Origin of the sequence: Mycolicibacterium aurum (assembly GCF_900637195.1) — a bacterium.
Classification (GTDB): domain Bacteria; phylum Actinomycetota; class Actinomycetes; order Mycobacteriales; family Mycobacteriaceae; genus Mycobacterium; species Mycobacterium aurum.
In genome coordinates this window covers 514,348-540,839 of record NZ_LR134356.1, presented here as the reverse complement: position 1 = coordinate 540,839, position 26,492 = coordinate 514,348, and the positions used below count along the sequence as shown (strand labels likewise).

Genomic DNA, 26,492 nt, shown 5'->3' with positions numbered 1-26,492 from the left:
TCACTCTTGCGGCGACACCGCATCGTCAGCCGTCACCGTCCGGTTTCCGCCGGCATTCTTGGCGCGGTACATCGCCGCATCGGCACGCTCGATGAGTTCCTGCACCACCGCGCGCACGGCCAGGCCGTCGGTCCGGCCCGACGCCGCACCGATGCTCACGGTCACCGTCGGCGCCGCTGACGTGTCACTCGCAGCCAGCGCATCGTGCAGCAGCGATGCCGTACTCAGCAGAACGTCCGTCCCGCCGTCGATCACCACGACGAACTCTTCCCCGCCGGTGCGTGCGATGACCGACCGGACACCCTGCGCCGCCACCGCCTCCCGGGCGGCGTCGGCCACGGCGACCAGTACCCGGTCCCCGGCCTCGTGGCCGTGGCTGTCGTTGATCGCCTTGAACTTGTCGATGTCCACGGCGAGCACCCCGACGGCCGCGCCGCGGAACTGTGCCAGGTCGCTGTCGAGGCCGCGCCGGTTGTAGAGGCGGGTCAGCGGATCGTAGAGCGAATCGAGCGCGCCCATCCGCAAGGCGAGCAGATAGGACTGCACGATCACGGGAAGGAACATCACCGTCGGCAACAACGTCAGCAGGCGGATCGTGATGACCGACGTCGGGTGGATGTCCTGGTTGAGGACACGAAGCGTCATCCAGCCGATGACCGACGCCGTGAACACCAGATGCAGCAGCAGCGCCCGCGGGCCGTGCACGACCACGACGTAGATGCCGTTGGTGGCCAACAGCGCCAGACCGGGCATCGCGGTGAAGGCGTCCTGGTAACAGGCGATGACCGCGAAGACCGCCAGGTCGGCGTAGACGGCGAACGCCGCGGACTGACGCTCGGTGGGCCACGGTCCGAAGATCCAGGCAAGCCCGAGCAGGCATGAGCTGGCCGCGATGCCGATCACCAGGACCCGGGCGGTGACCGACCCACCGTCGGAATACGCCCACACCACGGTCAGAAGGGCGGTGGCGCCGTACAGCAGCGAGAAACAGCCGATGAAGACCTGATGCACGCGCATCAGTCCCTGGGCGCGAAAATACCGTGCGGTCCAGTCGAACTCGTGGGGCTGTCGCCACCAGATGAGGAGGAACCCGCGAAGCCCCTTTTCCATCCTCCCCCTGGTGGTGCGTTACGGCTGTCCGGGCAGCAGCCTGATCATCAATCCGTTCGCCTCGGCGAGCAGGTTCCCGTCGGGGTCACGCAGTTCCGCGTTGACGAACGCCTTGCGCCCCTGTGCCTCGCGCACCCAGCCGCGTGCGCGCAGCACCGTGTCGATCGGCGTCACCTTCCGGTAGTCCACATGCAGGAAGGCCGTCCGGCTGATCGGACGACCCGCCGCGTGGATCACCATGCCGAACACCGAGTCGAACAACAGAGGCAGAACACCCCCGTGCACGGCGTTGTTACCGCCCACCGAGAACCGGCTGAACTGTACCTCCAGCGCGACGCCGTCGGGCTCGAACTCGGTCACCCGGTAGGGAGGCATCAGCAGGCTGCCCGCGCCGGGCAGGGCAGGCACCCGGTTCGCGGGTCCGACCCCTTCGGCCGCCTCGGACGGGCCGAGCAGAGCGACGAGTTCCTCGGCCAGGTCGGCGGCGCGGTCCCATGTTCCGGCATCCGGCGCGGCGGACACCGCCAGGTCCTGGGCGCGCCGCATGGCGGTCAGGAAGCGGCCGAAGCCGGGGCCGGGTTCGGCCGGGGTGAAGTTCGGGAATCCGCCGTGGCTGTCGTATTCGGGATCGAGCGCCCTGGGATCGTCTGTCACCTAGGCGCCAGGATGTCTCGGCGCACGATGGTCTGATCGCGACCCGGACCGACCCCGATGCACGAAACATGGGCTCCGGCAAGCTCTTCGAGCCGTAAGACGTAGTCGCGCGCCTTGGCAGGCAGGTCGTCGAACTCGCGGGCGTCGGAGATGTCCTCCCACCAGCCGGGGAGTTCCTCATAGATCGGCTCGGCGCGCGCGATGTCGCTCTGGGTCATCGGCATCTCGTCGGTGCGCTTGCCGTCGACGGTGTAGCCGACGCAGATGGGGACGGTCTCCAGGCTCGACAGCACATCCAGCTTCGTGAGGAAGTAGTCGGTGATGCCGTTGACGCGGGTGGCGTAACGGGCGATGACGGCGTCGAACCAGCCGCAGCGGCGACGCCGGCCCGTCGTCACCCCGATCTCGCCACCGGTTTTGGCGAGGTACTCCCCGTGTTCGTCGAACAGCTCGGTGGGGAACGGGCCGGAGCCGACGCGGGTGGTGTACGCCTTCAGGATGCCCAGCACCGTGTTGATGCGGGTGGGCCCGATACCCGATCCGACGGCCGCGCCGCCGGACGTCGGGTTCGACGACGTCACGAACGGATACGTGCCGTGATCGACGTCGAGCAGGGTGCCCTGCGACCCCTCCAGCAGTACCGTCTCGCCTCTCTCGAGGGCCTGGTTGAGCAGCAGTCGGGTATCGGCGATGCGGTGTGTGAATCCCTCGGCCTGAGCCAGCAGGGCCTCGACGACCTCTGCGGGCTCGAGGGCCTTGCGGTTGTAGATCTTGACCAGCACCTGGTTCTTGAATTCCAGTGCGCCCTCGATCTTTTCAGCCAGCAGCGTCGGATCCAGCACATCGGCGACACGGATGCCCTGGCGCGCGATCTTGTCCTGGTAGCAGGGCCCGATGCCGCGGCCGGTGGTGCCGATCTTCTTGCTGCCCGCGTACCGCTCGACGACCTTGTCCATCGCCACGTGGTACGGCATCAGCAGATGGGCGTCGGCCGAGATGAGGAGCTTCTGCGTGTCGACACCGCGGTCCTCGAGCCCCCTGAGCTCGGTGAGCAATACGCCGGGATCGACGACGACGCCATTGCCGATCACGTTCGTCACGCCGGGGGTCAGGATTCCCGACGGGATGAGGTGAAGGGCGAAGTTCTCCCCCGTGGGCAGCACCACCGTGTGCCCGGCGTTGTTACCGCCCTGGTAGCGCACGACCCACTGGACGCGCCCACCGAGAAGGTCGGTGGCTTTACCTTTGCCCTCGTCGCCCCACTGGGCGCCGATGAGGACGATTGCCGGCATGCGAATCTCCCGCTGTCTAGCGCTAGAGCTGCGCTCGATACTGTGTGCAGCCGGTGATCCACCCTATCCGATTTACATCCGGCCTGATCAGCGGCTCGTTCAAAGGAGCAGATTGGACCCGTCAACATGCGCGGTGGTGCGCTTCGGACGACGTCGTGTTCCCCGCGTCCTGCGGGGGCTGCCCGTGGTGGATCTCGCAGGTGATCCGGGCATCGTCGCCTTCCGGCGACTCGTCGTCCTGGGCTCCCACCGCGACCTGTCCGCCGTGCTGACGCGGCTGCTGCGGTCCGACCGGCTCGACATCGAGGTGGCCCATGTGCGCAGGTCATGGCAGGCGAGGTCGGCTGTCTCGGGTTCGGCGAGCCGGATCCCGCTGGTCCGCGACGAGACCGGGGCGGTCCTGACCGAGGCCGCGTACTGGCTGCCTCCGCAGGGTCAGAGCACGGTGCGCGGCGAGGCGGTGGTCGACGACGAGCGGTTGTTCGACGGCGACGTGCCGGGTGTCCGGATCGAGCCGATCGCGACCATGCCCGGTCTGCGGGCCGGCGTGCTGTCGGGCCGGCGCCGGCCCCGGCGCTGGGTCAGCGGCCGCGCCGCGCAGCTCGGCACCACCGGCGCGGTCGTGGTCCGCGACGGAGAGCAGCTGCCGCGGCCGGTGCGGCGGTCGACGTTCTACCGCCACACGGAGGGGTGGCTGCAGGTGGGCCGCGGGTAGTTTCGGTGAGGTGAGCATTCGCCCGCTGCGGCAGTCGGTGCGGCCGAGCCCGATCTTCGTCGCACTGGTCGCGGTCACCGTCGCGGGCGCGGCCATCGCGTGGTCGATGGGCGAGCGGATCGAGCCGCTCGCGTACATCGGCGTATTCGTGTTCGTCATCTTCGGGTGGCTGGTGACGCTCTGCCTGCACGAGTTCGGCCACGCCTTCTCTGCGTACCGCTTCGGTGACCGGGACGTCGCGGTGCGGGGGTACCTCACGCTCAACCCGCTGAAGTACTCCCACCCGTTGCTGTCCCTGGGCCTGCCGGTGCTGTTCATCGCGCTCGGCGGGATCGGACTGCCCGGCGGCGCGGTGTATGTGCAGACGGCCTTCATGACCAGGCGGCAGAAGACCCTGGTCAGCCTCGCCGGCCCCGCGGTCAACCTCGCCTTCGCGGTGCTCCTGCTCCTGCTGACCCGGCTGCTGTACGACCCGGCCCATTCGGTGTTCTGGGCCGGCGTCGCATTTCTGGGCTTTCTGCAGGTCACTGCGCTGCTGCTGAACATGCTTCCGATCCCGGGCCTCGACGGTTACGGCGCGCTGGAGCCACATCTGAGCCCCGAGACGCAGCGGGCACTCCAGCCGGCCAAGCAGTGGGGTTTCTTCATCCTGCTGATCCTGCTGATCGCGCCACCGCTGAATCAGTGGTTCTTCGGCGCGGTGTACTGGCTGTTCGACCTGTCCGGCGTGCCACCGGCGCTGTCGGCGATCGGTGGTCAGCTGACGCGGTTCTGGTCGGCCTGGCTGTAGGCGCCGTAGCCCCCTTGCCACATATGCGCATTTACGCATATATTCCTGGGCATGGGAGCCGGACACGATCACAGCCACGGTGCTGACACGCGGGTGTCCCGCATGCTCATCGCGGCGGGCATCCTCACCGTGTTCTTCGTCGTCGAGCTGACCACTGCGCTGGCCATCAACTCGATCGCGCTGCTGGCCGATGCCGGCCACATGCTGACCGACCTCGTGGCGATGTTCATGGGCCTGACCGCGGTGCTGCTGGCCAAGCGCGGCAGTGCGTCGCCGTCACGAACCTACGGATGGCACCGCGCCGAGGTGTTCACCGCCGTGGCCAATGCCGTGCTGCTGCTCGGGGTCGCCGGCTTCATCCTCTACGAGGCCGTCGAACGGCTCGGGGATGCGCCCGACGTCCCCGGCGTCCCGATGATCGTCGTCGCGCTCGCCGGACTCATCGCCAACGCGGCCGTCGTGCTGCTGTTGCGCTCCCAGTCCAAGGACAGCCTGGCGGTCAAGGGCGCCTACCTGGAGGTCGTCGCCGACACCGTCGGCAGCATCGGGGTGCTCATCGCGGGCATCGTCACCGTCACGACCCGCTGGCCCTACGCCGACGTCGTCGTCGCGGTGTTGGTGGCGCTCTGGGTGCTACCGCGGGCGATCGCGCTGGCCAGAGCGGCACTGCGCATCCTGTCGGAGTCCTCGCCCAGCCACATCGACGTCGACGAACTCCGCGCCGCACTGTGTGGCGTCGCGGGGGTCACCGAGGTCCACGACCTGCACGTCTGGACGCTGGTGCCCGGCAAGGACATGGTCACCGCACATCTGACCAGCGACCGGGACTCGGCGCAGGTTCTCGACGACGCCCGCGCGGTCCTGACCGCCCGCGGACTCGGCCACGCCACGGTGCAGGTCGAACCGCCGGAGAGCGCCGCAGACTGCGAGTGCGAGAGCCAGAACCGCTAGCTCAGGCCCAGCGCGCCGCGCGCCGCCGGATCGCAGTCGTCGAGCAGATCCAGGCACCGCTGGTACTCGGGCGTCTCGCCGATCGCCTGGGCCGCCCGGGCCAGTGCCCCGACGCAGCGCAGGAAACCCTGGTTCGGCTCGTGCGCGAACGGCACCGGACCGAAACCCTTCCAGCCGTTGCGGCGCAGCTGATCCAGTCCACGGTGATATCCGGTCCTGGCGTAGGCATACGCGGTGATCGCCTGATCCGCGTCGAGCGCGTTCTCGGCAAGCGCCGCCCACGCGACGGACGCCGACGGGTGAGCGGCGGCCACGATGGCGGGATTCTCCGAGGCGTCCAGCTCGGCCTCCGCCGCGGGATCGCCAGGCAGCAGCGTTGGTTCCGGTCCGAGAAGATCGCCCATCCGAGTCATGGGCCCCATTCTGCCGTGCAGGCCTGGGCGCCCGTCACCGCGGATGGTTAAGCTCCGCGGTATGCCGAACGCAGGAGGGCCCAGCAACCCGGACGAGCCCGCCGAGGAGGCGGCTCCGGCCACCGATCAGCACTCCACCGAGTCGTCCGCCGACGCCGAGACCGAAGTGCTTGCGGACTCGGCTCGTGAGCACGAACCGGCTACCGAGGTGTTCGCTCCCGCCGAGCCGCAGGGCGAGGACTCCGGAGTCGACCCCGGCGAGCGGCGGTTCACCGCACCGTCCGGATTCGACGCCGGGTCCACCCAGATCATCAACCGGCCGTCCGATCCCGCGACCGAGGTGTTTTCCGTCCGCGATCCCGGCGCTACCCCCACCGAGGGCTTCGCCGCCCAGAAAGCCGCTGCGCCGCAGATGATTCCGCCGCGCGGCGATGCGCCGGCGCCGCCGAAGAAGAAGCGCAGCTGGGGGTGGGTGATCGCCATCATCCTGGTGATCGCGGCGCTGGCGACCATCGCGATCGTGGGCACCCTGCTGCTCACCGGCGGGTCCACCCCCACGGTGTCGCAGGAGGAGCAGGTGCGGACCACCATCGAGAACTACGACGCGGCCATCGAGAAGGGTGATCTGGCGACGCTGCGCAGCATCACCTGCGGCACCACCGCCGAGGCCTACAACACCCTCGACGACAAGAAATGGATCGACACACACCAGCGGGTCGCCGAGGCCGGCCGCTACCCGGTGGTCGCGAGCATCGACCAGGTGGTCGTCAACGGCGACCACGCCGAGGCCAACGTCACCACGTTCATGGCCTTCGCCCCGCAGACCCGCTCCACCCGCAGCTTCGATCTCCAATTCCGCGACGATCAGTGGAAGATCTGCCAGGCCCCGTCGGCCTGAGCCCCTGCCGACCTAGCCCGCGGTGACGCTCCGGCCCGCGCTGTGCAGGTCGTTGCACGCCTCCACCACGCGCTCGCTCATCCCGGCCTCAGCCTTCTTGAAGTAGCTGCGCGGGTCGTAGACCTTCTTGTTGCCGACCTCGCCGTCGACCTTGAGCACCCCGTCGTAGTTGGAGAACATGTGGCCGACGATCGGACGGGTGAACGCGTACTGGGTGTCGGTGTCGACGTTCATCTTGACCACGCCGTACTTCAGTGAATCCTCGATCTCGGACTTCAGCGAGCCCGAGCCGCCGTGGAACACGAAGTCGAACGGCTTGGACCCCTCGGGCAGCCCGAGCTTGGCGACCGCGACCCGCTGGCCTTCGGCCAGTACCTCGGGCTTGAGCTTGACGTTGCCCGGCTTGTAGACGCCGTGCACGTTGCCGAACGTGGCGGCCAGCAGGTACTTGCCGTGCTCGCCGGTGCCGAGCGCGTCGATGGTCTTCTCGAAGTCCTCGGGCGTGGTGTAGAGCTTGTCGTTGATCTCGGCCTCGACGCCGTCCTCCTCGCCGCCGACCACGCCGATCTCGATCTCCAGGATGATCTTGGCGGCCGCGGCCTGCTTCAGCAGTTCCTGCGCGATCGACAGGTTCTCGTCGATCGGCACCGCCGAGCCGTCCCACATGTGCGACTGGAACAAGGGGTTCTGCCCCTTGGCGACACGCTCGGCGGAAATCGCGAGCAGCGGCCGGACGTAGGTGTCCAGCTTGTCCTTCGGGCAGTGGTCGGTGTGCAGTGCGACGGTGATGTCGTACTTGGCGGCGACGATGTGCGCGAACTCGGCGAGGGCGACGGCCCCGGTGACCATCTCCTTGACACCCAGGCCGGACGCGAATTCGGCTCCGCCGGTGGAGAATTGGATGATGCCGTCAGAGCCGGCATCGGCGAAGCCCTTGATCGCGGCGTTGACGCTCTCAGAGCCGACACAGTTGATGGCAGGGAACGCGAAGGAATGTTCCTTGGCGCGGCCCAGCATCTCGGCGTAGACCTCGGGCGTGGCGATGGGCATGACGTGTCCTCTCGAGCTGTTCCTGGTGTCGGGGTCAGTATCTCAGGAACATGCCCCGCCCGACACTTTCTTGAGGTGCACCGGCCGTGTGCGGCCACCGCGGTGGACGGTCCGGCACGAGTTTTTGCAGTAGCCCGACACCTAGGGCACCGCCATCACATGCAGACCTACACCAACATTCTGGGCGGCAGCCTCAGAGCATCCGGCAGCGTTCCGAGCCTGGTCAACATGGAGATCTCTGCCACCTACTGGCACACCTGGGCGAGCGCCCACACGTTCTCACAAGCCATCACCACCATCAAGCCCGGTTATATGGTCCAGATATCGTCAGCGCACCGCGTGTACGGCGACTGCACCATCACCCTGGGCAACACAACCGCGCGCATCAACGACGTCTACTTCAACTCGCGCAATCCGAACATGCCTGCTGCCTACGTCGTCACGGAGCAGACCATCCCGGCCACGCAGCTAGATGTACCGGTGTCCGCCGCGCTGTCCATCAGTCCCAACACGGTCGATGCGGACCTCGCACGCGTCGAGCGACAACTCGGCATCCGGTCGCGGGCCACAATCGGCCATCTGATGGCGACTTTCTGGCCTCACGACGGCGAGCTGAAGAACTCGCCCCACGCTCCTGGCAAAACCCCCGCGACGGTGGCATTGCGCTCATCACATTCGGCGAAGTAGGGAAACACCCTATTTAGTTGTTATGGACTCGAGTGCCATCGTGGTGGTTCGAACTTGCCGATCGCGACGATCAGGAGACGTCATGCCCAAGTCATCGCAGCCAATGGTTCGTCACAGCGCGCCGATCCTGCCCGGTCATGACCGACGACTATCAAAACGTCTGGCGTCGAATGGATTTGCGATGGCAATCCTAGCGGCAGCCTTGCCCCTCACCTCACCGGTGGCGCACGCGTTGCCACACTTTCCCCTGGCACCCGCCTGCAGCAGCTACTCCTACAACAGCCCTGCGATGGAGGTCGCGCAGGACAACAACGTGACGGTGGTGGTCGACAAGTCCGGCGACTTCTTCTCCGGTAAGGCCGGATACACACAGAACGGAAGCGGGGTGTGGACAAACGGTACCGCTGTCGGACGAATCAGTGGCCGCAACATTACCGTCGAGTTCACATGGAACAACGGCTTGACAACCCGCTGGGACGGTTACATCGACGATGACCTCACCGCCCGGGGCACCGCCAAGAATAGCCAAGGTGCTGTCAATACCTGGTCTTCGAAGGCCAAGTTCGATTGCGTCCCCGCCGCAACACCGACACAGCAAGGGCAAGGGGAAGGGCAAGAAGATACAAAGACGACAGTCGACGAGCTGACAGCCACGGTGAACGCCGATACACGCCTCTACGACAAATCCAACGACGACGGTGACGCCGTGGTCATCGGCGAGCTGACGGTCGGACAGGTGGTGAAGGTGGAGAGCGCGTGCTCACCCAACGCTTGGTGCTTCTTAGTCGAGCCCAAGGGCGCGGCCTGGGGAAGAGATCTCACGAACAACTGAACGTGGAGGCAGCTGGACCGTTTCGGCATTCCACAGAATTCTTGATCGAAGGCGCATGAGGATCGAGCTTGCAGATGCTCAGCGAATGGTGGCTGCGGATCGGAAGTACGGGCGACCGGACGAGAATTATTTTGCAGCACAACGCTAAATCGGATTTTTCCCCCGTCGCTGCTCGACTGATCTCAACGCAGAGGACATAGGGGAACACCCTATTTCCCCAACGCTACAGGCGCCTTACGGTCGAGCCACTGAGCGAGTGGCCGGCAACTGACGAGCACCTGAGGGGACAGCAGTGGCCCCTGTTCGAAGAGCGCAATATGCCTCCCCTACAGCATTTTTCGCGGTTGCATTTGCACTTTCCGGCGTGCTTGCGGCTCACACTGCGGTTCTCTGAACTACAACTTCGACCTGGAGGGGCCGAGGCGAAGCACAGGGTTGGCTACAGGCTGCAAAGCGGTGTACGACAACGCCAAGGAAGTCAACGGACTTGGCATTCCGGTCAGCCGCGACTTCACCGTCAACCCCACGGGCAGCACCCCGCTGGAGTTCTCGGCCCCCTTGAACCGGGCAGACGTACACCGTGGTGGTGGCCTGCCGCGCCAATTTCAATGGCCAGGACGTCGAGATCGGCCGGGTGCAGGAGGACTTCTCGAGCTTCTGACAGCAGAATGCCAGCGCGGCATCCGCATACCTGTCCGTCTATGTGGGCGCGAGGCGGATGTCGGTGGCCGGGGTGAGCCGATCTGCGGGCAATCCGGCGTGACGGCATACCTTCGAGACCAGGTCGGCTGAAGCGGCGCAGAAGACCCCGAAGACCATCTCGTCGGCGGGGACCACCATCATGGACATCAGCTGAATCGTCGGGCCGAGCGCCGATTCTGCCGCGGCACTTGATTGCAGGAGAGCCGATGTCCGTTCGAGCGATCCGCGCACGACGGCGGGCTGATACCACTCGACCAGATAGCACGGTTCTGGGGGACCCATAGGTCGGAGGCTATCGAGTCGCGCGACGAGTTAAATCGGGCAAATCCCTATCGCAGCGTCGACCGAGCCGAGCCCACCTGGCTGTGACATGATCGTGGGGTGGCCGCGGGGGTGGTGAGCCGCGATGCCGAATGCGCGGCAGTCGCAGAGTTTCTGGATGCCGCGACGCGCGAACCCGCCAGCCTGCTGATCGAGGGCGAGGCGGGCATCGGCAAGACCACCATCTGGCTGGCCGGGCTGCAGCAGGCCCGCGAGCGCAACTTTCGTGTGCTTGCCACACGGCCGGCGGACACGGAATCGGTGCTGTCCTACGTTGCGCTGGCAGACCTACTGAGCCACGTCGACGCGACGGTGCTGGACAGCCTGCCTGACCCGCAACGATTCGCCTTGGACCGGGTGTTGCTTCGGGGGGATACCGGTGACGACCCGACCGATCCGCGGGCGGTGGCCGCGGCATTCTTATCGGTGATCGAGAACCTTTCAGAGACCGCACCGGTGCTGATCGCCATCGACGACCTGCAATGGCTCGATCACGCGAGCGCGGCCGTCGTTGCCTACGCCGCGAGGCGGCTCTCGGGTGCGATCGGGATGCTGGGGGCATTGCGCAGCGAGGCGACCCCTGCCATCGATCTGATCGGAGAGCAGTTGCCCCGTCCGGACTCCAGCAGGCGCTTGACGGTAGGTCCGCTGAGCCTGGGGGCACTGCGGACCGTCGTCGCGCAGCGGCTCGGTCTGTCGTTGCCCCGACCGACAATGGTGCGCATCCACAACATCTCTCGCGGCAATCCGTTTTACGCTCTGCAACTCGCACATTCGTTCAATAGCGGCGAAACCTCCGTGCAGACCACACTTTCCGATCTGGTCAGGGACAGGGTCAGCGGCGTTGCAGCGCAGACGCAAGAAGCTCTGCTCACCGCCGCGTGTGCCGGATCGCCGACCTTCGACCTCGTCGCACGGGCGATGAAGGTCAGCAATTCGCGCGCGATGGAAATCCTTGACGAGGCAGAAGGCAAAGGACTCATCCATTACGACGGACCGCGGGTGCTGTTCTCACATCCGCTGCTGGCAGCAGGTATCTACGCCGCTGCATCTCCGGCCCAGCGGCGACGGACGCATGCAGCACTCGCCGGAATCGTCACCGAATCCGAGCTGCGGGCCCGGCATCTCGCGCTCGCGGCAACCACCGCAGACGAGCAGACGCTGCACTCACTGGACGCCGCTGCGTTGTCGGCGGCCAGCCGAGGGGCGCCCAGCAGCGCCGCAGAACTCCTCGACTTGGCCATCGGCCTTGGTGGCGACACCCCGCAGCGTCGCATCCGTGCAGCCGGACACCACCTGCACGCCGCGAACTTTCGCGAAGCAGCGAGCCGGCTGGAACACATCATCGACACACTGCCGCCGGGGCGATTGCGCGCCGAGGCGTTGACCCTGCTCGCCAGGGTCCGCACCGCCGAAGAGAACCTCGCCGAGATGATGGCCGTTCTCACCCGCGTGCTCGCCGACACCGCGGATGACCCCGACCGGCGCACATATGCCCTGACCCTGCTCTCCTTTGCACAACTCAACGCGGCCCAGTTCGACGAATCGGCCCGGAGCATCGACGAGGCCGTCACACTCGCCGCCGGATCGGACCGACGTGATCTGCTGAGTGCAGCTCTGGCGTGGCAGACAATGCAACGCTTCGCCGCCGGACAGGGTTTCGACGAGCACACGATGTCCCGCGCACTGGCGCTCGAGGACGTTGCGTCAGACACTCCGTCGGTCCTGCGGGCCTCCGTCAACAATGCGCTGCTCCTGGCATGGACGGGTCAGCTGGAGCCCGGACACGAGGCGATGATGGCGATCCGGCGACGTTCGTTGGACCGAGGTGAAGAGCATCAGCTGGCCGCCCTCGACTTCCATTGCTTCCTGATGGCTCTCTGGCGCGGCGACCTGGCCGATGCCGGCCTGCTGGCCGAGGACGCGCTGGAACGGGCCAACGCACTGGGCGACCCGCAGCCCGTGTGCATCGGAATGACGATGCAGGCGACTGTTGCCGCCTACGCAGGCCAAGAGCAGCCGGCGAGGGCGGGCGTTGCAGAGGCGTTGGCACAATTACAGGCACTCGGCGCACCCCCCATGGCTCGGTACCCGCTTGCCACGCTGGGCTTCCTGGAGGTGTCGCTGGGCAACTACGCCGCAGCGCTCAGCGCGCTGGAACCCGCACTGAGCCTGATCGACTCGGCGCCGATGTCTTTGGAGATCATGATCGGTCTGTTCGTCCCTGACGCCCTCGAGGCCATGGTCGCGGTCGGACGGCTCGACGATGCCGAACGGCTGGTCGACCGCGTCCTTGAGGACGGCCGGCGGCTGGACCGGGCATGGCTGCTCGCCTGCGGTGGGCGCTGCCACGCCATGGTGCTCGCTGCGCGAGGGGACGTCGATGCGGCGATCGTCACTGCCCGACAGGCGATGACCGAACACGAGCGGCTGCCCATGCCGTTCGAACGCGCCAGAACCCAACTGCTGGTCGGTCAACTGGAACGTCGGCAGCGTCGCAATCACGCCTCTTCGGCGGCGCTCAATGAAGCGCTGCAGACCTTCGAAGAACTCGGCGCCCCGTTGTGGGCCGAGCGCGCCCGTACCGAGTTGGGCCGAGCGAACGTCGGCCCGCACCGCGACGCGACCCTCACCCCGTCCGAGCAACGGGTCGCCGAACTCGCAGCATCCGGCATGACCAATCGCGAAGTCGCCACCGCATTGTTCATCAGCCCAAAGACGGTAGAGGCCAACCTCTCTCGGATATACCGGAAGCTCGGGATCAAGTCGCGGGCCGCCCTCGGCCGGCTGATGTCGGAGAACCTGGGTAACTCTCAACCGGCGAAATCAGGACACAGGTGAGTGGTGGCTGCGCTGACGAACAACGTGCCTTGCTGAAACTGGTAGAGCGATTCCACCCGACTCATCTCGTCGAGCACCGACACACCACCGCGCAGGCTTGCGCACGCGGAGTAGCCCGCGGCGATGACTTCGTCGGCGTTCTTGCCCGGCAGCCAGGCGTCGTTGATACCGAGTTCGTCCAGGAAGGTTGCCTGGTCAGCCGCAGCGCTCGGGGCGCAAACCAAGGCACACACAACACAACCGAGCGCGGCTACCAGCGAGTGAAGTTTGGGCATTGGATTCTCGTCTCGTCAGGCGTGACCTCGCGTTGCTTTCGTTCACGCCGACGGTATCCGCCCGGATTGGGACTTAAATCGGGTGTTTCCCTATCACTGCCGCAACACGAGCACGCCAGAAGAGTAGGGAAACACCCTATTTAGTCGCAAGTGGTCAACGGCTTACGGTCAACCCACTGGAAGTCATCCGAGGGGGATAGCCGTGACCACGACTCGCACTACTGTATCCATCGCTTCCGCAACGCTTTTCGCGGCAACGTGGGCTGTGTCCGGAGTGACGGTGGCGCCGGTGGCGCACGCCAGCCCGCTCGACGGAATCCGGGCAGCCGTCAACGCCGCACGCAGCGGGTCACCCTGCCCCCCGTTGAACTACAACATCGACCTCGAGGGCAACGCGCAGGCTCTGGTGGGGAACAGATCGCCGGGAGTCCCTCCCTCCGGCCGCTACAACGGCAAGACGGCTGAGAACGACGCGCAGGAGGATCCCACCTCGGCGGCGATCTCGGTCCTCGTCGACAAAATGCGCCCGTTGATCACCAACTGCAGTTACAAAGATTTCGGCGTGGGCATGGTCCGGAACGACGACCGGGAGTTCAGTGTCGTGAGCCTGGCTCTCGGCGAGCCCCCAGCTGCGGCACCTGTTCCGCAGCCCGTCCCGGAACAGAGGCCCATCAAGTGCACCGGCGGCCCCACCATCCCGGCCGGCCAGACCTGCCCGCCCAAACCTACCGCCGCTCCCGTCGAACAAGCGCCGACGAACGCCGTCACACTCAACATCGTGAAGGACGGGTTGCGCGCCAAAGTGACCGTGGGCAACACGTCGAACCTGCCGGCAGAGTGCACGTTGGACGCGAAAGAAGTGAATGGACTGGGCTTTCCGGTCCGCCGTGAATTCAGCGTCAACCCGAAGGGCACCACCCCGCTGGAGTTCGCTGCCCCATTACCCGGGCAGACCTACACCTTTGTGGTCACGTGTCGCGCCGACTTCCAGGGAAAGAACGTCGAGATCGGTCGAGTGCAGCAGGATTTCTCTGGCTTCTAGACAGTCAGCGCGGGATCTGGGGACCGATCTTGCGGGCGAGGTCGACGGCGGCGGCGTTGGCCTCATCCCCTGACATCGTCAGGACGGCGACCTGAACCATGTTGTTTCGGCCGCCCGCGGGAAACTCCACCTGCCCGGGCACCAGGAACCGCATCCCGTCCGGCCCCGGCGTACCGACGTCAGGAAATCCAGGCTCAGGCGGCGGCAGAGTGTTGTTCGCCGCCGAACCCGGATTGCCGATCTCTATCGAGATGGACTCGTAGTTGTCCGGGTTCTCCCAGAGACATCCCGGCATGGTCGGGTCGGTGGACGTGGAGCGCCCTTCGATCGGCACACCGAGCAGCGCCGCGACGTCCTGCGCTGACAGCAGCGCACACGCGTCGATCACCGCAGAGCTAGCCACCGATGCGGTCGGCGATGCGTCGCCGGCCCCGGATTCGGCGTCGCCGCCGCTGGGTTGCGAGCTACAACCCGTCACGGCAAGACACGATGCGAACAGGACGAAGGCGCACGACGCAATCGCAGAGTCGGTCATCGGTCAGAAGCTATCGGCGACCGGCTCACGAGAAATCGGGTGTTTCCCTATCACCGCGCGTTTCCGGGCACGACTCACACGGTCAGCACCATGCGGTAGCGGGCCCGGCCGGAGTCCATCTGCTCGAATGCCTCCGCAGCCTGCGCCAGCGGCATCTCCTGCACCATCGCCCGCACCCCGGACAACAGCGCGAAGTGCAGCGTCTCCTCCACGTCGCGCGCCGTCCCCGACGGGTGACCGCTCACCGACAGGCCGGCGTTGATCAGATCCAGCGGGCTGATCGGCAGGTTCTCGGGCGTGACGCCCACGGCGACCAGTTCTCCGCCCGGCCCGAGGCCACCGACGGTCGCCGCCATGGCCTCGGCGTTGTTGGCGGTGGCCAGCACGACGGCGGCGCCGCCCAGCTTCTGCAGCTCCGCGGCGACGTCCTGTTCCGTCGAGTCGATGTAGTGGTGCGCGCCCAGTTGCGTGGCCTCCTCGGCTTTGCCGGTACCCCGCGCGATCGCCACCGTCTCGAAGCCCATCGCGCGCGCCCACTGGACGCCGAGATGCCCGAGCCCGCCGACGCCGAGGATCGCGACCAGGTCACCGGCCTTGGCCCGCGTCTGCCGCAGCCCGTTGAAGGTCGTCACGCCCGCGCACCCCATCGGCGCGGCTTCGACGAACGACAGGCCGTCCGGGATGCGCGCCAGCGCGGTGACCGGTGCGGTCACCGACTCCGCGTAGCCGCCGGGGTACTGCCAGCTCGGCACCTGGAGGCGTTCGCACTGCATGAATCGGCCTCTGCGGCAGGGAACGCAGCGATTGCAGTTGCCACCGAACCACCCGACGGCCACCCGGTCGCCCGCCGCGAAGTCCTCGACACCGTCGCCGACCTCGGCGATGGTGCCGGCCAACTCGTGGCCCAGCGTGATCGGCCATTCCAGACCGGGAAAGTGGCCCGCGTGGAACTCCCGATCGGTGCCGCACACGCCGCACGCGGCGACGGCGAGACGGACATGCCCCACCGGTGGCGGCTGCGTCTCGACCTCGACGAGGGTGAGGGGTTCGTTGGCTGCGGCGACCTGCACCGCCCTGTGGGTAGGCATATTTGAACACTAAGCCCGATCGCGGCGATTCGGGGCTGCGATCACGCGCCGGTAACCTAGGAAATCGTGGTCGTCGACAATCTCGCGCTGATGCCCGATTTCCTGGACCCGATCAACCTCCTCAGCTACTTCGGCACGTGGGCGCTCATCGGGCTGCTCGTGGTCGTCTTCGTCGAATCCGGAGTGTTGTTCCCCATCCTTCCGGGCGACTCGCTGCTGTTCGTCGCGGGCATGCTGGCCGCAGGCATTCAGACGGCGTCCGCGGAAGGCAACGTCGCCGCCGTGAACTTCCAGTTGTGGCAGCTGCTGGTGTTCATCCCCATCGCAGCGATATTGGGCGCGCAGGTCGGCTATTGGATCGGCCGCAACGTCGGCACCGCCATGTTCAAACCCAACGCGCGCGTCCTCAAGCAGAAGTACCTCGACGAGGCCCACCTGTTCTTCGAACAGCGCGGACCTTTCGCGATCGTCATCGCCCGGTTCGTCCCGATCGTGCGGACCCTGGCGCCCATCACGGCGGGCGCAGCGAAGATGAACTACGCCGTGTTCACGCTCTACAACGCCGTCGGTGCCATCGTGTGGGGCGTCGGGCTGACTCTGCTCGGGTACTGGCTCGGCCGGATCGAGATCATCCAGAAGCTGCTCGAGCCGATCGTCATCGGCATCGTTCTGCTCTCGGTGCTGCCGATCGCCTACGAGTGGTACAAGCGCCGCAGGGCCGCCAAGAAGGCGGGCATTCCGACACCGCCGATGGAGTCGGGCGAGCAGCCCACCGTTTAGTCCGCGACGCCGCTGCGCAGCGCGTCGAACAGCCGCTCCAGGCGCTCCCGGTGATCGTCCACCACACCATCCGGTGAGCCCGCGGCGATGACCCGGCGGGCTGTGCCTGTCAGCACCGTCGCGTAGCCGGCGATGAACAGCGCGGCGAACAGCGCCGCGTCACCACCGAATTTCGGGTCTCCCTCGAGGAGGTCCGCCAGAGCTCGTTCGAGTTCCGATGCGATCTCCCTCGCCCGGGCGATCAGCGCGGGTGACGCGGCGACGGTCCGGAAGAACGGAATCGACCCCGCCTTCACGCCGGACAGCGCGTGCCGGTCATCGACGAGACGGAACGCGACCTCGCGCAGCGACGCCAACACGCCCGCACCGGACGCCCGGTCTCGGACCGCGGACCGCAGGATCTCGACGGCGTCCTCTTCCCGGTCGAAGAGCAGGTCTTCTTTGCGCGGGAAGTGCTTGAACACGGTCACGCTGGAGACCCCCGCCTCGCGCGCGACGTCGGCGACGGTGACCGCGTCGAACCCGCGGTCCAGGAACAACGTGGTCGCGACGTCGGAGATTTTCCGGCGCGTCAGTGGACCGCCCCGCTCCGATGTTCTCGGCATTCACCCTCACTTTGTTGACTCACTAAGTTTAGTCACTTAACTTAGTGAGGTGACCTCGTTACCGAGCATTGTCTCTCCCCGCTCCCTGCGGGAGGCCTGGCCCGCACTCGCGGGGCTGTCCGCGGTCTTCCTGTTCGAGATGCTGGACAACTCGATCCTCTCCGTGGCGTTGCCCACCATCGGCCGGGACCTGCACGCCTCGACGACGGCGCTGCAGTGGGTGACCGGCTCCTATGCCGTCGTCTTCGGCGGCCTGATGCTGGCCTTCGGCGCCGTCGCCGACCACGTCGGCCGACGACGCGTGATGCTCGTCGGGCTGACCCTGCTTGCCCTCGCCAGCCTGGCAACCGCGTTCGTGGTCACCGCCGAGCAGTTGATCGCCGTCCGGGTGGCGATGGGCATCGCGGCCGCGATGACGACGCCGGGCTCGATGGCGCTGGCCTTCCGGCTGTTCACCGACGACGGTCTGCGCGTCCGGGCCATCACCGTGATCTCGACGGTGGGCCTGATCGGGCTGGCGATCGGCCCGCCCGTGGGCGGCTTGGTGGTCGCGATCGCGCCGTGGCAGATCCTGCTCGTGGTGAACGTGCCGATCGCCGTACTCGCGATCATCGGCGTGCGAACCGGCATCGCCGCCGACCGTGCCGAGGATCTGCACCGCGATCCTCTCGACCTCGCCGGCGCCGTGCTGGGGACGGCGGCGATCGTGCTCACGCTCGTCGCGCCGACGTTGTTCGTCACCGAAGGAGCCGCGTCCTGGGCTGCGTGGACGACGACCTCGGCGGCGGTCGCGTCGTTCGCCCTGTTCATCCTGCGGCAGCGGTCGGCGCGCCACCCGCTGATCTCCCTCGACCTGGTGTCCCGGCCCCTGGTGTCGAGCGGGCTGGCGTTCAAGGCCGCCGCCGGCATGGCGATCGCCGGCCTCGGCTACCTGGTGACGTTGCAGCTTCAGCTGGACTGGGGATGGTCACCCGCCCTGGCCGCGATCGGGATGCTCCCGCAGGTGGTGGTGTTGGTCGCCGGCAGCGTGTTCGTCGGGCCGTTCGTCGACTGGGTCGGACCGGGGCGAGCCGCGTGGCTCAGCGCATCGGCCGTGGTGGCCGGGCTTGCCGTCTACGGCTCGCTGGGCCGCATCGGATACCCGTGGGTGGCACTCGCCCTCGTGCTGGTCGCCGCCGGGATGCGCGTGGTCGGCGTGGTCGCCGCGCTCACCGTGCTTCGCGGCCTGCCGGAGAACCGGACCACGATCGGCGCTGCACTCACCGACACCGCCACCGAGATCGCCTCCGGCGTCGGTATCGCGGTCGGCGGCACCATCCTGGCCGCCGTATTCACCGGCGCTATCGCCACCTCGCACTGGAGCCAACAGCAGACCGTGCAGTTCCGGGAGGCGGTGACGATCGGGGGCCTGGCACTGACCGGCATTGCCGCCGCGCTGGTGGTGTTCGGAATGGTGCGCAGCCGGGGCGCCTAGAGCCGCGCGGTCCGGCTTTCCTCCAACGCCCGGATCAGGCTGGCGGCGTCCCACGGGCCCTTGTGCCGCTTGCCGTTGACGAACAGTGTGGGAGTCGCGTTGAGGTCCATCGCCTCCGCATCCTCGGCGTCGTCCTCGACGCGGTGCAACACCTTCTTCGAGTGCACCCGGACGTCCTGGTCGAATTGCTCGATGTCGCACCCGGCCGCCACGGCGTAGCGGTAGATGTCCGACCATTCCAGGTCGTCCTGGTGAGCGAACAGCTCGCGGGCCATCTCCCAGAATCTGCCCTGCAGTGCCGCGGCCTCGCTGGCCCGCGCGGCGTCGAACGCCCGGGGGTGGGCGCGTTCCAGCGGGAAGTGGCGCCACACGTACAGCAGGTCGTCACCGAAGTGGGCGCGGACCTCGTCGATGGCGCCGGTGGCCCGGCTGCAGAACGGGCACTCGAAGTCGCCGTACTCGACCAGGGTCAGCGGCGCGTCGCGCCTGCCGCGGGCGTGATCGCGATCCGGGTCCACGGGACGTAGCAGTTTCAACCCGACCGGCTCCGGCGGACTCAGCCAGTCGGTGATCCGGAAGATGGCCCAGCCGAAGACGAACGCGAGCACCGACGCGGCCAGCACGCCGATGCGGGCCTGGTCCTGGCGGCTGGGGTCGTCGATGGCGATGTCGACGATGAACAGCGAGATCGTGAAGCCGATCCCGGACAGCGCCGCGCCGCCCGCGATGCGGCGCAGGGTCAGACCGGGGGCGAGTTCACCGATGCCGAGACGCCGGATCACCCAGGTGGCTCCGGTGATGCCGATGAATTTCCCGATCACCAGACCGGCGACGACACCCCAGGTCAGGGGCGAGCGCAGCGCGGTCGTCAGGCTTTCCCCGTTGAGCAGGACACCGGCGTTGACGAGTGCGAACAACGGCAGGATCACAAACGACACGGTCGGCCCGACCGCTGCCTGCAATCGTTCGTTGATCGAGATCGATTCGCGCAGCGAGCGGCTCGCCGCGCGCGCGTACTGGGAGTTCGGTGACTGCCGGAACGCGCGGATCTGCTCGACCGCCCGCTCGACGGGGCGGCGTTCCGGTGTGAACACCGGGATCAGCATCGCCACCGCGACGCCCGCCAGGGTGGGGTGGATGCCCGCCATGTACAGCGCGATCCACAGCCCCACACCGAACACGGCGTACGCCGGACCCCGCGCCGCGGGCAGGTACCGCACCAGGGCGAGTGCCCCGATCAGCACCACCGACGCGACGAGCGGTCCGACCTGGATGGCGTCGGAGTAGAACACCGCGATCGCGATCAAGGCGCCCACGTCGTCGACCACCGCGAGCGTGAGCAGGAACAGCCGCACGCGCGCCGGGAACATCGGCTTGATGATGGCCAGCGCACCGACGAGGAACGCCGTGTCCGTCGAGATCACCACGCCCCACGCCGCGGCGTTCTCGCCGGAGGGATTGAACGCCAGGAACACCACGGCGGGTAGGACGAGGCCCGCGGCCGCCGCGATCACCGGAACCGCGGCCCGGGACCGGTCGGTCAGCTCGCCGATGGTGAACTCGCGGGTGACCTCCAACCCGACGATGAAGAAGAAGAACGTCATCAACGCGTCGTTGACGATGTGCTTGACCGTCATCTCGACGTGGTGGTCGCCGAAGCTGAGCCCGACGTGCGTCTCCAGCAGCGTCGTATAGCTGTCCGCCCAGGGCGAATTCGCCCAGAGGATCGCGATGACGGTGAACGTCAGCAGCAGCGCTGCGGCGGTGTTGTCGGTGGTCTTGGTGGCCTTGCTGCCTCGGTTGAGCCGCGACGGCAACAGCGGAAAGCCCCGCTGGGTGGTCGGCTCGCTCATTCGGCGCTGACGTCCGGTTCGTCGTCCGCCTGTGCGCCTGCAACAGTGTGGGCCGCCTCCATCAGCATCCAGCCCGAAAGCTGTACCGAGAGGTCGCGTTCGGGGATCTCCGAGGAGTTGACCGCCCCCTCGACGAACTCCGCGTCCTTCGTGGACGCCGTAGGGAGCTCCGCCGGCCGCTCCCAGAATGCGGCGAACAGCGGCAGGTTCTCGACAGTCTGCCGATTGTCCCAGGCGGCACGGGCCGACGTGAGCACCAGTGCCGCGGCCGTCTCGCGCGCGGTCGCGTCGGCCTCGGTGTCACCGGGCAGCGAGGTCGCCACCAGGGCCAGATACCGCGCGAGGATGCCGTTGAACAGTCCGCCGTCTCCCCCGCCCGCGCCCCTGATGATCCGGTCGGGAGCCATGTGCTCGGCGACCGCGGCCACCAGCCGGTGCACCCGCTCGGCGTGGCGGGTGTCGTCGGTGCGCGCGGCCAGCTCGGTCTCCACACCCAGCACCACGCCCTGGCAGTAGGTGTACTGCGCACGCACCAGGGACCCGCCCTTGATGCCGTCGAAGATCAGGTGGGTCTCCGGGTCCAGCAATGTCTCGTCGATCCAGTCGGCCATCTGCTGGGCGCGGCGCAACCGGTCGTCATAGCGGGCCAGGAAGATCGCGGCAGGCCCGTTGGCGGGGGCGTTGAAGAACTGGTCCTGCTTGCGCCACGGAATGCCACCGCCATCCTCGGGCACCCACGACGTGAGGAACTGGTCGGCGAGCTTGCCGAGTGCCTTCGGCCGCCCGACTCCGGTGAGCCGTCCTGCCCGCTCCAGGGACAGCGCGAGCCAGGCCATGTCGTCGTAGTAGTCGTTGGTCCACTTCCCGATGTTGCGGAGCCGATGCCCGCGGATCTGGCGGGCGATCGAGGTCAGCCGCTCGGGTTGCGGATCACGCAGCTGCGCGTCGACCAGGTTGTCCAGCAGATGCGCCTGCCACCAGTAATGCCAGGTGGTGAACCGCCGGTGCACCGCGGTGGCGGGCCACGCGACGACCCCGAGCTGCGTGCCCGGCAGACCCCACACCCGGCGGAGATGCCGCTGGGCGATGGCGGCTTCGGCGCTGGCCGCGCGGTTGGCCCACATCTGATCCATGGATAGATCCTGCCTCACGACCGGGGGAAAATGCATGAGACATTTCTGTCTCATATGAGCTACAGTTGTCGCATGGCTCCGACTCGTGATCAGCTGCTGCGCTCGGCAGCCGACTTCCTCGGGCGCCGTCCCAACGCGACGCAGGACGAGATCGCCACCGCCGTCGGGGTCAGCCGCGCCACGTTGCACCGGCATTTCTCCGGGCGCGTCGCGTTGATGGCCGCCCTCGAGGAGCTCGCGATCGCGGAGATGCGTCAGGTCCTCGAAGCCGTTCGACTGTCCGAAGGATCGGCGACCGACGCGCTGCGTCGCCTCGTCACCGCGTGCGAACCCATCTCGCCGTACCTGGCGCTGCTGTACAGCCAGAGCCAGGAACTCGACCTGGACACCACGCTCGAGATCTGGGACGAGGTGGACACCGCGATCACCGAACTGTTCCTGCGCGGCCAGCGCGACGGCGAATTCCGGCCCGACCTGACAGCAGCCTGGCTGACCGAAGCCTTCTACGCCCTCATCGGCGGCACCGCGTGGTCCATCCGCGCCGGGCGCGCCGCCGCCCGCGACTTCGACCGACTCATCATCGACCTACTACTCAACGGAGTGAAAACCTCATGACCCGCCGCTGGCTCGCACTCGGCGTGTGCACATTGGCTGTGCTGCTCATCGGCATCGACGGCACAGTGCTTGCGCTGGCGACCCCGTTCATCAGTGCCGACCTCGGCGCGACCGGAACCCAGCTGCTGTGGATCGGCGACATCTACTCGTTCGTGCTCGCGGCACTGCTGATCAGCATGGGCAGCCTGGGTGACCGTATCGGTCACAAGAAGCTTCTGCTCTACGGCGCAACGGCTTTCGCGATGATCTCGGCGATCACCGCGTACGCGTCGAGCCCACAGATGCTGATCGGAACCCGCGCCCTGCTCGGGATGGCGGGCGCGACGCTGGCCCCGGCCACCCTGGCGCTGATCCGCGGGCTGTTCCCCGATCAGCGCGAGCGCAGTATCGCCGTCGGCATCTGGGCCTCGGCCTTCTCCGCCGGCGCCGCGCTGGGCCCCGTGGTCGGCGGCGTTCTGCTGGAGCACTTCTGGTGGGGCTCGGTGTTTCTGATCAACATCCCGGTGATGGTGATCCTCGTCGTCGGCGGCTTGCTGCTGCTGCCCGAACACCGCAACCCCGACCCTGGGCCGTGGGATCTGCCCAGCGTGGGGCTGTCGATGTTGGGCATGCTGGGCGTCGTCTACGCGATCAAGGAGGGTTTCACCGGTTTGGTCCACGGACTCGGCGGCGATGTCGTCGTCGCGGCCGCGATCGGGGTGGGGTCACTGACGTTGTTCGTCCGCCGGCAGCTGCGCCTGCCCCAGCCGCTGATCGACGTCCGGCTGTTCAGGAACCCGCGGTTCTCCGGCGTCGTCGCGGCCAACCTGCTGTCGGTGCTCGGCCTGTCCGGGCTGGTGTTCTTCCTGTCGCAGTACTTCCAGCTGGTGCACGGCTACGGACCCCTGAAGGCCGGGCTGGCCGAGCTGCCCGCGGCGGTGACCGCGACCGTGTTCGGTGTGCTCGCCGGGGTGGCCGTGCGCTACGTCTCGCACCGCGCGGCACTCACCACCGGGTTGGCGCTCGTCGGGGTCGCGATGGGGGCGTTGATGACATCGCTGATCGTGTTCACCCCGATGACCCCGTATCTGCCGCTGGGCATCTCGCTGTTCGTGGTTGGCGTCGGCCTGGGGCTGGCGTTCACCGTCGCGTCCGACGTGATCCTGGCCAGCGTCCCCAAGGAGCGGGCGGGGGCCGCCGCCGCGGTGTCCGAGACCGCCTACGAGCTCGGCATGGCGCTCGGCATCGCGACGCTCGGGTCGATCATCACCGCGGTGTACCGCAGTGTCGTTGTCGCGCAGGGCGTTCCAGGTGATGTGGCAGCGCAGGCCCGCGACTCGCTGCCGAGTGCGATCCAGGCCGCGCAGAGCCTGCCGTTGGATCAGCAGACTGCGCTGCTGGATGCGGCGAAGACGTCGTTCACCCATGGGCTTTCGGTGGCATCCGGTGTCGGCGCCGTGCTGTTGCTCACCGCCGCCGCAGCGGTGTGGTGGCTGCTGCGGCCACAGGACAGCGGTACCGGCTCACCAGGCGCGACCGAGGTCGGCGTGCTGCCGGACCCAGGTGTGCATGGCGATGCCGGCCGCGACGGCCGCGTTGATGCTCCGCGTGGAGCCGAACTGGGCGATCGACACTGTTAGGCGCGCACCGGCTTTCGCGTCATCGGTGATTCCCGGGCCCTCCGCGCCGAAGATGAGCAGAGTGTCTCTGGGCAGGGTGACGTCCTCGATGCGCGCCGCGCCGGGGATGTTGTCGACGGCGACGGCGACAAGCCCTGCCTCGGAAGCGAACTCGAGCAGTTCGGCGGTGGTGGCGTGGTGGCGCAGCCGTTGATAGCGGTCGGTCACCATGGCGCCGCGGCGGTTCCACCTGCGCCGTCCGACGATGTGCACGGTGTCCACGGCGAACGCGTTCGCGGTCCGCACGACCGCGCCGATATTGGCGTCGTTGCCGAAGTTCTCGATCGCGATGTGCAGCGGGTGCCGTCGCGCGTCGATGTCGGCGATGATCGCTTCCCGTGTCCAATAGCGGTAAGCGTCAACGACATTGCGGGTATCGCCGTCGCGCAGCAGCGCGGCGTCATAGCGTTCGTCGTCGGGGAGCTCGCCCTGCCAGGGCCGCACCCCGGGGCCCTCTCCCCATTCGGTCGGGCCGGGCGCTGTCACTGTGAGACGTCTTCGGTCCACAACGCCGCATGCGTGCCCACCACCGACACCGTTGCGTACAGCAGGGCCTCGTTGATCTCGCCCTGGGTACACAGCGAGGCGCGGACCTGCACGCCGTTGCGGGTCGCGTCGGGCAGCACCAGCAGCGACGCACCGTAGACCGCACACGCGTGACTCAGGCCCTTGCCGGCCACGGTGGGCGCCGCGATCACCATCAACGGTCCGCCCCGGCGAGCCGAGTCCTCGCGGTATCGCTGTGCCACGCCGTCGATGTTGAGGCCCAGCAACATGTAACCGTTACCGCTGAACGCGGCGGGATCGCCGAGCGCGGTCGGGTCGAGCTTGCTGCCGTCGGCGCGGAAGGCATCGATGCTGCTCGACTGCAGGGTCAGGCCGGTGTCGACGTCGCTGGTGGGCATCAGCCCGACGGGGAATGCCGCCGGATACGCGACCGTCGTGCCGGGCATGCGGTCTTTCGGCGAGTAGACGTACACGCCGCGCACCTGAGACTGGTCCCGCAGCGGGCCCAGACACACGGTCCCGCTGAGCCGGTCCGGCGTCGGCGCCGACGCCGGTTGGATGTCGAGGCTTGTGACGTCGCCGCAGCCGCCGACGGCGTTCGCTTCGATCGGGTGCGCCAGCGCCCCGTACAGGCCGAACCGGACGTCCTCGGCTTTCGCGTGCGGCTGCCCCTCCTGTGTCGGCGAGGCGTCCACGTCCACGAGGACGTAGTCGCCGTCGAAGCGGAGGTTGGCCACCGACATGTTCCAGCCCGAGATGGGCTGCGACTCGCCGATCGACACGGTGGGCGCGGAGAACACGTCGTCGTGGTCGGCCGAATCTCCGGAGCATGACGTGGCGGCGAGGACGATCGCCGCCAGAATCGCGATTACCCGCACGGGTTCTCAGGTCCGGCCACGGCCCTTGCCCACCACTTTCGTCAGCGCGCGCACGACGTTGCGCGGCACGATGCGTCCGCCGGTCGTCAGCGCCTTGTACTGCAGGCCCGGGATGATCACGACTTTCTGCTTCGCGATATCGGCCATCGTCTCGCGGACCACGTCGTCGACCTCCAGCCACAGGAACGACGCGGTGCCCGCCATGTCGATGCCCGCCCGCGCGTGAAACTCGGTGTGGACGAAGCCAGGGCACAGCGCGTGCACGCCGACTCCGGTGCCGCCCAGGGCGTTGGCCAGGCCTTCGGAGAACGACACGACCCAGGCCTTGGACGCGGAGTACGTCGACCCACGCCCGGGCAGCAGACCGGCGACGCTGGCGACGTTGAGCACGGTGCCCGCCCCGGCCGCCAGCATCGACGGCAACGCGGCGTGGGTCAGCTGCATGACGGCGGTGACGTTGACGTCGAGCTGCGACTGCAGCAGCGCATAGTCGGCGGACCAGAACTCACCCGCCGTACCGAATCCCGCGTTGTTCACCAGCACCTGCACCCCGTCACGCAGCCGGTCGGCGACAACGGCGCGATCGGTGGCGTCGGACAGGTCGGCGCAGATGACCTCGACTTCCGCACCCATCTCGTCGTGCAGTTCGGCGGCGAGCGTGTTCAGCCGGTCGGCGTCGCGCGCGACGAGGACCAGGTCATACCCGTCCACCGCATAGCGACGGGCGAAGCCTTCACCCAGCCCGGAGGTCGGTCCGGTGATCAGAGCGACGGGGCGCGGCATGCCCCAGAGA

The 26,492-nt window shown here is 67.5% G+C and carries 27 protein-coding genes; 12 read left to right on the top strand and 15 right to left on the bottom strand.

The features are described from left to right. From EL337_RS02530 to EL337_RS02520, 3 genes are all read right to left on the bottom strand, one after another. Positions 1 to 1,017: a GGDEF domain-containing protein gene (locus tag EL337_RS02530; RefSeq protein WP_232786832.1), complete on the bottom strand. Its 1,017-nt coding sequence runs from the start codon at positions 1,015 to 1,017 to the stop codon at positions 1 to 3. Positions 1,018 to 1,128: 111 nt separating this feature from the next. Further along, the gene (locus EL337_RS02525) at positions 1,129 to 1,764 is read right to left on the bottom strand and encodes a PaaI family thioesterase (RefSeq protein ID WP_048633276.1); all 636 of its coding nucleotides are present in this window, start codon (positions 1,762 to 1,764) and stop codon (positions 1,129 to 1,131) included. Continuing rightward, positions 1,761 to 3,056 (bottom strand): adenylosuccinate synthase, encoded by a 1,296-nt coding sequence (locus EL337_RS02520; RefSeq protein WP_048633277.1) that lies wholly within the window; start codon positions 3,054 to 3,056, stop codon positions 1,761 to 1,763. The genes EL337_RS02525 and EL337_RS02520 overlap by 4 nt, the downstream gene beginning before the upstream one ends. A gap of 112 nt (positions 3,057 to 3,168) precedes the next feature. Between EL337_RS02520 and EL337_RS02515 the strand changes: the two genes are divergently transcribed. Genes EL337_RS02515 through EL337_RS02505 form a run of 3 tightly spaced genes read left to right on the top strand, consistent with a single transcriptional unit; the run spans position 3,169 to position 5,512 of the window. Continuing rightward, positions 3,169 to 3,771, top strand: a complete 603-nt coding sequence (locus tag EL337_RS02515) for a hypothetical protein (RefSeq protein ID WP_048633278.1) — start codon at positions 3,169 to 3,171, stop codon at positions 3,769 to 3,771. A 10-nt stretch (positions 3,772 to 3,781) separates the two neighbouring features. Beyond that, positions 3,782 to 4,561, top strand: coding sequence for a site-2 protease family protein (locus EL337_RS02510; protein ID WP_048633279.1), 780 nt, complete (start codon positions 3,782 to 3,784; stop codon positions 4,559 to 4,561). A gap of 51 nt (positions 4,562 to 4,612) precedes the next feature. After that, the gene (locus tag EL337_RS02505) at positions 4,613 to 5,512 is read left to right on the top strand and encodes a cation diffusion facilitator family transporter (protein WP_048633280.1); all 900 of its coding nucleotides are present in this window, start codon (positions 4,613 to 4,615) and stop codon (positions 5,510 to 5,512) included. Here the strand turns inward: EL337_RS02505 and EL337_RS02500 are convergent. Next, positions 5,509 to 5,925 (bottom strand): DUF3151 domain-containing protein, encoded by a 417-nt coding sequence (locus tag EL337_RS02500; protein WP_048633281.1) that lies wholly within the window; start codon positions 5,923 to 5,925, stop codon positions 5,509 to 5,511. The two genes, EL337_RS02505 and EL337_RS02500, sit on opposite strands and share 4 nt — an antisense overlap. A gap of 61 nt (positions 5,926 to 5,986) precedes the next feature. Between EL337_RS02500 and EL337_RS02495 the strand changes: the two genes are divergently transcribed. Next, complete coding sequence (locus EL337_RS02495) at positions 5,987 to 6,823, top strand: Rv0361 family membrane protein (protein ID WP_048633282.1); 837 nt, start codon at positions 5,987 to 5,989, stop codon at positions 6,821 to 6,823. A 12-nt stretch (positions 6,824 to 6,835) separates the two neighbouring features. Here EL337_RS02495 and fbaA read toward each other — a convergent pair whose 3' ends face one another. Further along, the gene (gene fbaA / locus EL337_RS02490) at positions 6,836 to 7,873 is read right to left on the bottom strand and encodes a class II fructose-bisphosphate aldolase (RefSeq protein ID WP_048633283.1); all 1,038 of its coding nucleotides are present in this window, start codon (positions 7,871 to 7,873) and stop codon (positions 6,836 to 6,838) included. A gap of 159 nt (positions 7,874 to 8,032) precedes the next feature. On the opposite strand from fbaA, the gene EL337_RS02485 reads away from it, so the two are divergent. Both EL337_RS02485 and EL337_RS02480 read left to right on the top strand, forming a co-directional pair. Continuing rightward, the gene (locus tag EL337_RS02485; protein ID WP_048633284.1) at positions 8,033 to 8,560 is read left to right on the top strand and encodes a hypothetical protein; all 528 of its coding nucleotides are present in this window, start codon (positions 8,033 to 8,035) and stop codon (positions 8,558 to 8,560) included. Between the two features lie 82 nt (positions 8,561 to 8,642). After that, positions 8,643 to 9,392, top strand: a complete 750-nt coding sequence (locus EL337_RS02480; RefSeq protein ID WP_126316482.1) for a hypothetical protein — start codon at positions 8,643 to 8,645, stop codon at positions 9,390 to 9,392. 699 nt (positions 9,393 to 10,091) lie between these two features. Here the strand turns inward: EL337_RS02480 and EL337_RS02470 are convergent. Then, positions 10,092 to 10,376: a nickel-binding protein gene (locus EL337_RS02470; protein WP_048633286.1), complete on the bottom strand. Its 285-nt coding sequence runs from the start codon at positions 10,374 to 10,376 to the stop codon at positions 10,092 to 10,094. 99 nt (positions 10,377 to 10,475) lie between these two features. On the opposite strand from EL337_RS02470, the gene EL337_RS02465 reads away from it, so the two are divergent. After that, positions 10,476 to 13,256, top strand: a complete 2,781-nt coding sequence (locus EL337_RS02465; protein ID WP_048633287.1) for an AAA family ATPase — start codon at positions 10,476 to 10,478, stop codon at positions 13,254 to 13,256. On the opposite strand, the gene EL337_RS02460 is transcribed toward EL337_RS02465, so the two are convergent. After that, complete coding sequence (locus tag EL337_RS02460) at positions 13,229 to 13,489, bottom strand: DUF732 domain-containing protein (RefSeq protein WP_157866324.1); 261 nt, start codon at positions 13,487 to 13,489, stop codon at positions 13,229 to 13,231. The genes EL337_RS02465 and EL337_RS02460 overlap by 28 nt on opposite strands. 406 nt (positions 13,490 to 13,895) lie before the next feature. Here EL337_RS02460 and EL337_RS02455 point away from each other — a divergent pair, with 406 nt between their 5' ends. Next, positions 13,896 to 14,573: a hypothetical protein gene (locus tag EL337_RS02455; protein ID WP_232786833.1), complete on the top strand. Its 678-nt coding sequence runs from the start codon at positions 13,896 to 13,898 to the stop codon at positions 14,571 to 14,573. 4 nt (positions 14,574 to 14,577) lie between these two features. Here EL337_RS02455 and EL337_RS02450 read toward each other — a convergent pair whose 3' ends face one another. Next, a complete protein-coding gene (locus tag EL337_RS02450) occupies positions 14,578 to 15,108 on the bottom strand; it encodes a DUF3558 family protein (RefSeq protein ID WP_048633290.1) in 531 nt (176 codons plus the stop codon). 74 nt (positions 15,109 to 15,182) lie between these two features. After that, positions 15,183 to 16,196, bottom strand: a complete 1,014-nt coding sequence (locus EL337_RS02445) for an alcohol dehydrogenase catalytic domain-containing protein (RefSeq protein ID WP_048633291.1) — start codon at positions 16,194 to 16,196, stop codon at positions 15,183 to 15,185. A 90-nt stretch (positions 16,197 to 16,286) separates the two neighbouring features. Between EL337_RS02445 and EL337_RS02440 the strand changes: the two genes are divergently transcribed. Next, positions 16,287 to 16,976 carry a DedA family protein gene (locus EL337_RS02440; RefSeq protein ID WP_048633341.1) on the top strand — a complete coding sequence of 230 codons (690 nt, stop codon included), beginning with the start codon at positions 16,287 to 16,289 and terminating at the stop codon, positions 16,974 to 16,976. Here EL337_RS02440 and EL337_RS02435 read toward each other — a convergent pair. Then, positions 16,973 to 17,581 carry a TetR/AcrR family transcriptional regulator gene (locus EL337_RS02435; RefSeq protein ID WP_048633292.1) on the bottom strand — a complete coding sequence of 203 codons (609 nt, stop codon included), beginning with the start codon at positions 17,579 to 17,581 and terminating at the stop codon, positions 16,973 to 16,975. The two genes, EL337_RS02440 and EL337_RS02435, sit on opposite strands and share 4 nt — an antisense overlap. Before the next feature lie 49 nt (positions 17,582 to 17,630). Between EL337_RS02435 and EL337_RS02430 the strand changes: the two genes are divergently transcribed. After that, entirely contained in the window at positions 17,631 to 19,055 is a 1,425-nt protein-coding gene (locus EL337_RS02430; protein ID WP_232786834.1) for an MFS transporter, read from the top strand. Here the strand turns inward: EL337_RS02430 and nhaA are convergent. Continuing rightward, the gene (nhaA, locus tag EL337_RS02425) at positions 19,052 to 20,908 is read right to left on the bottom strand and encodes a Na+/H+ antiporter NhaA (RefSeq protein ID WP_048633293.1); all 1,857 of its coding nucleotides are present in this window, start codon (positions 20,906 to 20,908) and stop codon (positions 19,052 to 19,054) included. The genes EL337_RS02430 and nhaA overlap by 4 nt on opposite strands. Next, positions 20,905 to 22,041, bottom strand: coding sequence for a glycoside hydrolase family 76 protein (locus tag EL337_RS02420; protein ID WP_048633294.1), 1,137 nt, complete (start codon positions 22,039 to 22,041; stop codon positions 20,905 to 20,907). Before EL337_RS02420 ends, nhaA begins: the two co-directional genes overlap by 4 nt. Before the next feature lie 72 nt (positions 22,042 to 22,113). On the opposite strand from EL337_RS02420, the gene EL337_RS02415 reads away from it, so the two are divergent. Next, positions 22,114 to 22,656: a TetR/AcrR family transcriptional regulator gene (locus tag EL337_RS02415; protein ID WP_048633295.1), complete on the top strand. Its 543-nt coding sequence runs from the start codon at positions 22,114 to 22,116 to the stop codon at positions 22,654 to 22,656. Next, positions 22,653 to 24,275, top strand: coding sequence for an MFS transporter (locus EL337_RS02410; protein ID WP_048633296.1), 1,623 nt, complete (start codon positions 22,653 to 22,655; stop codon positions 24,273 to 24,275). Before EL337_RS02415 ends, EL337_RS02410 begins: the two co-directional genes overlap by 4 nt. Here EL337_RS02410 and EL337_RS02405 read toward each other — a convergent pair. From EL337_RS02405 to EL337_RS02395, 3 genes are read right to left on the bottom strand one after another with little or no spacing between them, the layout of a single operon-like run. After that, complete coding sequence (locus EL337_RS02405; protein WP_083443128.1) at positions 24,159 to 24,800, bottom strand: TrmH family RNA methyltransferase; 642 nt, start codon at positions 24,798 to 24,800, stop codon at positions 24,159 to 24,161. The two genes, EL337_RS02410 and EL337_RS02405, sit on opposite strands and share 117 nt — an antisense overlap. Continuing rightward, on the bottom strand, positions 24,797 to 25,699 hold the full coding sequence (locus EL337_RS02400) for a hypothetical protein (RefSeq protein WP_048633298.1): 903 nt from the start codon (positions 25,697 to 25,699) through the stop codon (positions 24,797 to 24,799). Before EL337_RS02400 ends, EL337_RS02405 begins: the two co-directional genes overlap by 4 nt. Before the next feature lie 6 nt (positions 25,700 to 25,705). Beyond that, the gene (locus EL337_RS02395) at positions 25,706 to 26,482 is read right to left on the bottom strand and encodes an SDR family NAD(P)-dependent oxidoreductase (protein ID WP_048633299.1); all 777 of its coding nucleotides are present in this window, start codon (positions 26,480 to 26,482) and stop codon (positions 25,706 to 25,708) included. Positions 26,483 to 26,492: the final 10 nt, after the last annotated feature.

Excerpts from the sequence above, each read along its gene's own strand:
- EL337_RS02530 (WP_232786832.1), bottom strand. The coding sequence starts at position 1,017 with ATGCGCGTGCATCAGGTCTTCATCGGCTGTTTCTCGCTGCTGTACGGC.
- EL337_RS02520 (WP_048633277.1), bottom strand. The coding sequence starts at position 3,056 with ATGCCGGCAATCGTCCTCATCGGCGCCCAGTGGGGCGACGAGGGCAAA.
- EL337_RS02505 (WP_048633280.1), top strand. The coding sequence starts at position 4,613 with ATGGGAGCCGGACACGATCACAGCCACGGTGCTGACACGCGGGTGTCC.
- EL337_RS02500 (WP_048633281.1), bottom strand. The coding sequence starts at position 5,925 with ATGACTCGGATGGGCGATCTTCTCGGACCGGAACCAACGCTGCTGCCT.
- EL337_RS02495 (WP_048633282.1), top strand. The coding sequence starts at position 5,987 with ATGCCGAACGCAGGAGGGCCCAGCAACCCGGACGAGCCCGCCGAGGAG.
- fbaA (WP_048633283.1), bottom strand. The coding sequence starts at position 7,873 with ATGCCCATCGCCACGCCCGAGGTCTACGCCGAGATGCTGGGCCGCGCC.
- EL337_RS02485 (WP_048633284.1), top strand. The coding sequence starts at position 8,033 with ATGCAGACCTACACCAACATTCTGGGCGGCAGCCTCAGAGCATCCGGC.
- EL337_RS02480 (WP_126316482.1), top strand. The coding sequence starts at position 8,643 with ATGCCCAAGTCATCGCAGCCAATGGTTCGTCACAGCGCGCCGATCCTG.
- EL337_RS02470 (WP_048633286.1), bottom strand. The coding sequence starts at position 10,376 with ATGGGTCCCCCAGAACCGTGCTATCTGGTCGAGTGGTATCAGCCCGCC.
- EL337_RS02450 (WP_048633290.1), bottom strand. The coding sequence starts at position 15,108 with ATGACCGACTCTGCGATTGCGTCGTGCGCCTTCGTCCTGTTCGCATCG.
- EL337_RS02445 (WP_048633291.1), bottom strand. The coding sequence starts at position 16,196 with ATGCCTACCCACAGGGCGGTGCAGGTCGCCGCAGCCAACGAACCCCTC.
- EL337_RS02440 (WP_048633341.1), top strand. The coding sequence starts at position 16,287 with ATGCCCGATTTCCTGGACCCGATCAACCTCCTCAGCTACTTCGGCACG.
- EL337_RS02435 (WP_048633292.1), bottom strand. The coding sequence starts at position 17,581 with ATGCCGAGAACATCGGAGCGGGGCGGTCCACTGACGCGCCGGAAAATC.
- nhaA (WP_048633293.1), bottom strand. The coding sequence starts at position 20,908 with ATGAGCGAGCCGACCACCCAGCGGGGCTTTCCGCTGTTGCCGTCGCGG.
- EL337_RS02420 (WP_048633294.1), bottom strand. The coding sequence starts at position 22,041 with ATGGATCAGATGTGGGCCAACCGCGCGGCCAGCGCCGAAGCCGCCATC.
- EL337_RS02415 (WP_048633295.1), top strand. The coding sequence starts at position 22,114 with ATGGCTCCGACTCGTGATCAGCTGCTGCGCTCGGCAGCCGACTTCCTC.
- EL337_RS02410 (WP_048633296.1), top strand. The coding sequence starts at position 22,653 with ATGACCCGCCGCTGGCTCGCACTCGGCGTGTGCACATTGGCTGTGCTG.
- EL337_RS02395 (WP_048633299.1), bottom strand. The coding sequence starts at position 26,482 with ATGCCGCGCCCCGTCGCTCTGATCACCGGACCGACCTCCGGGCTGGGT.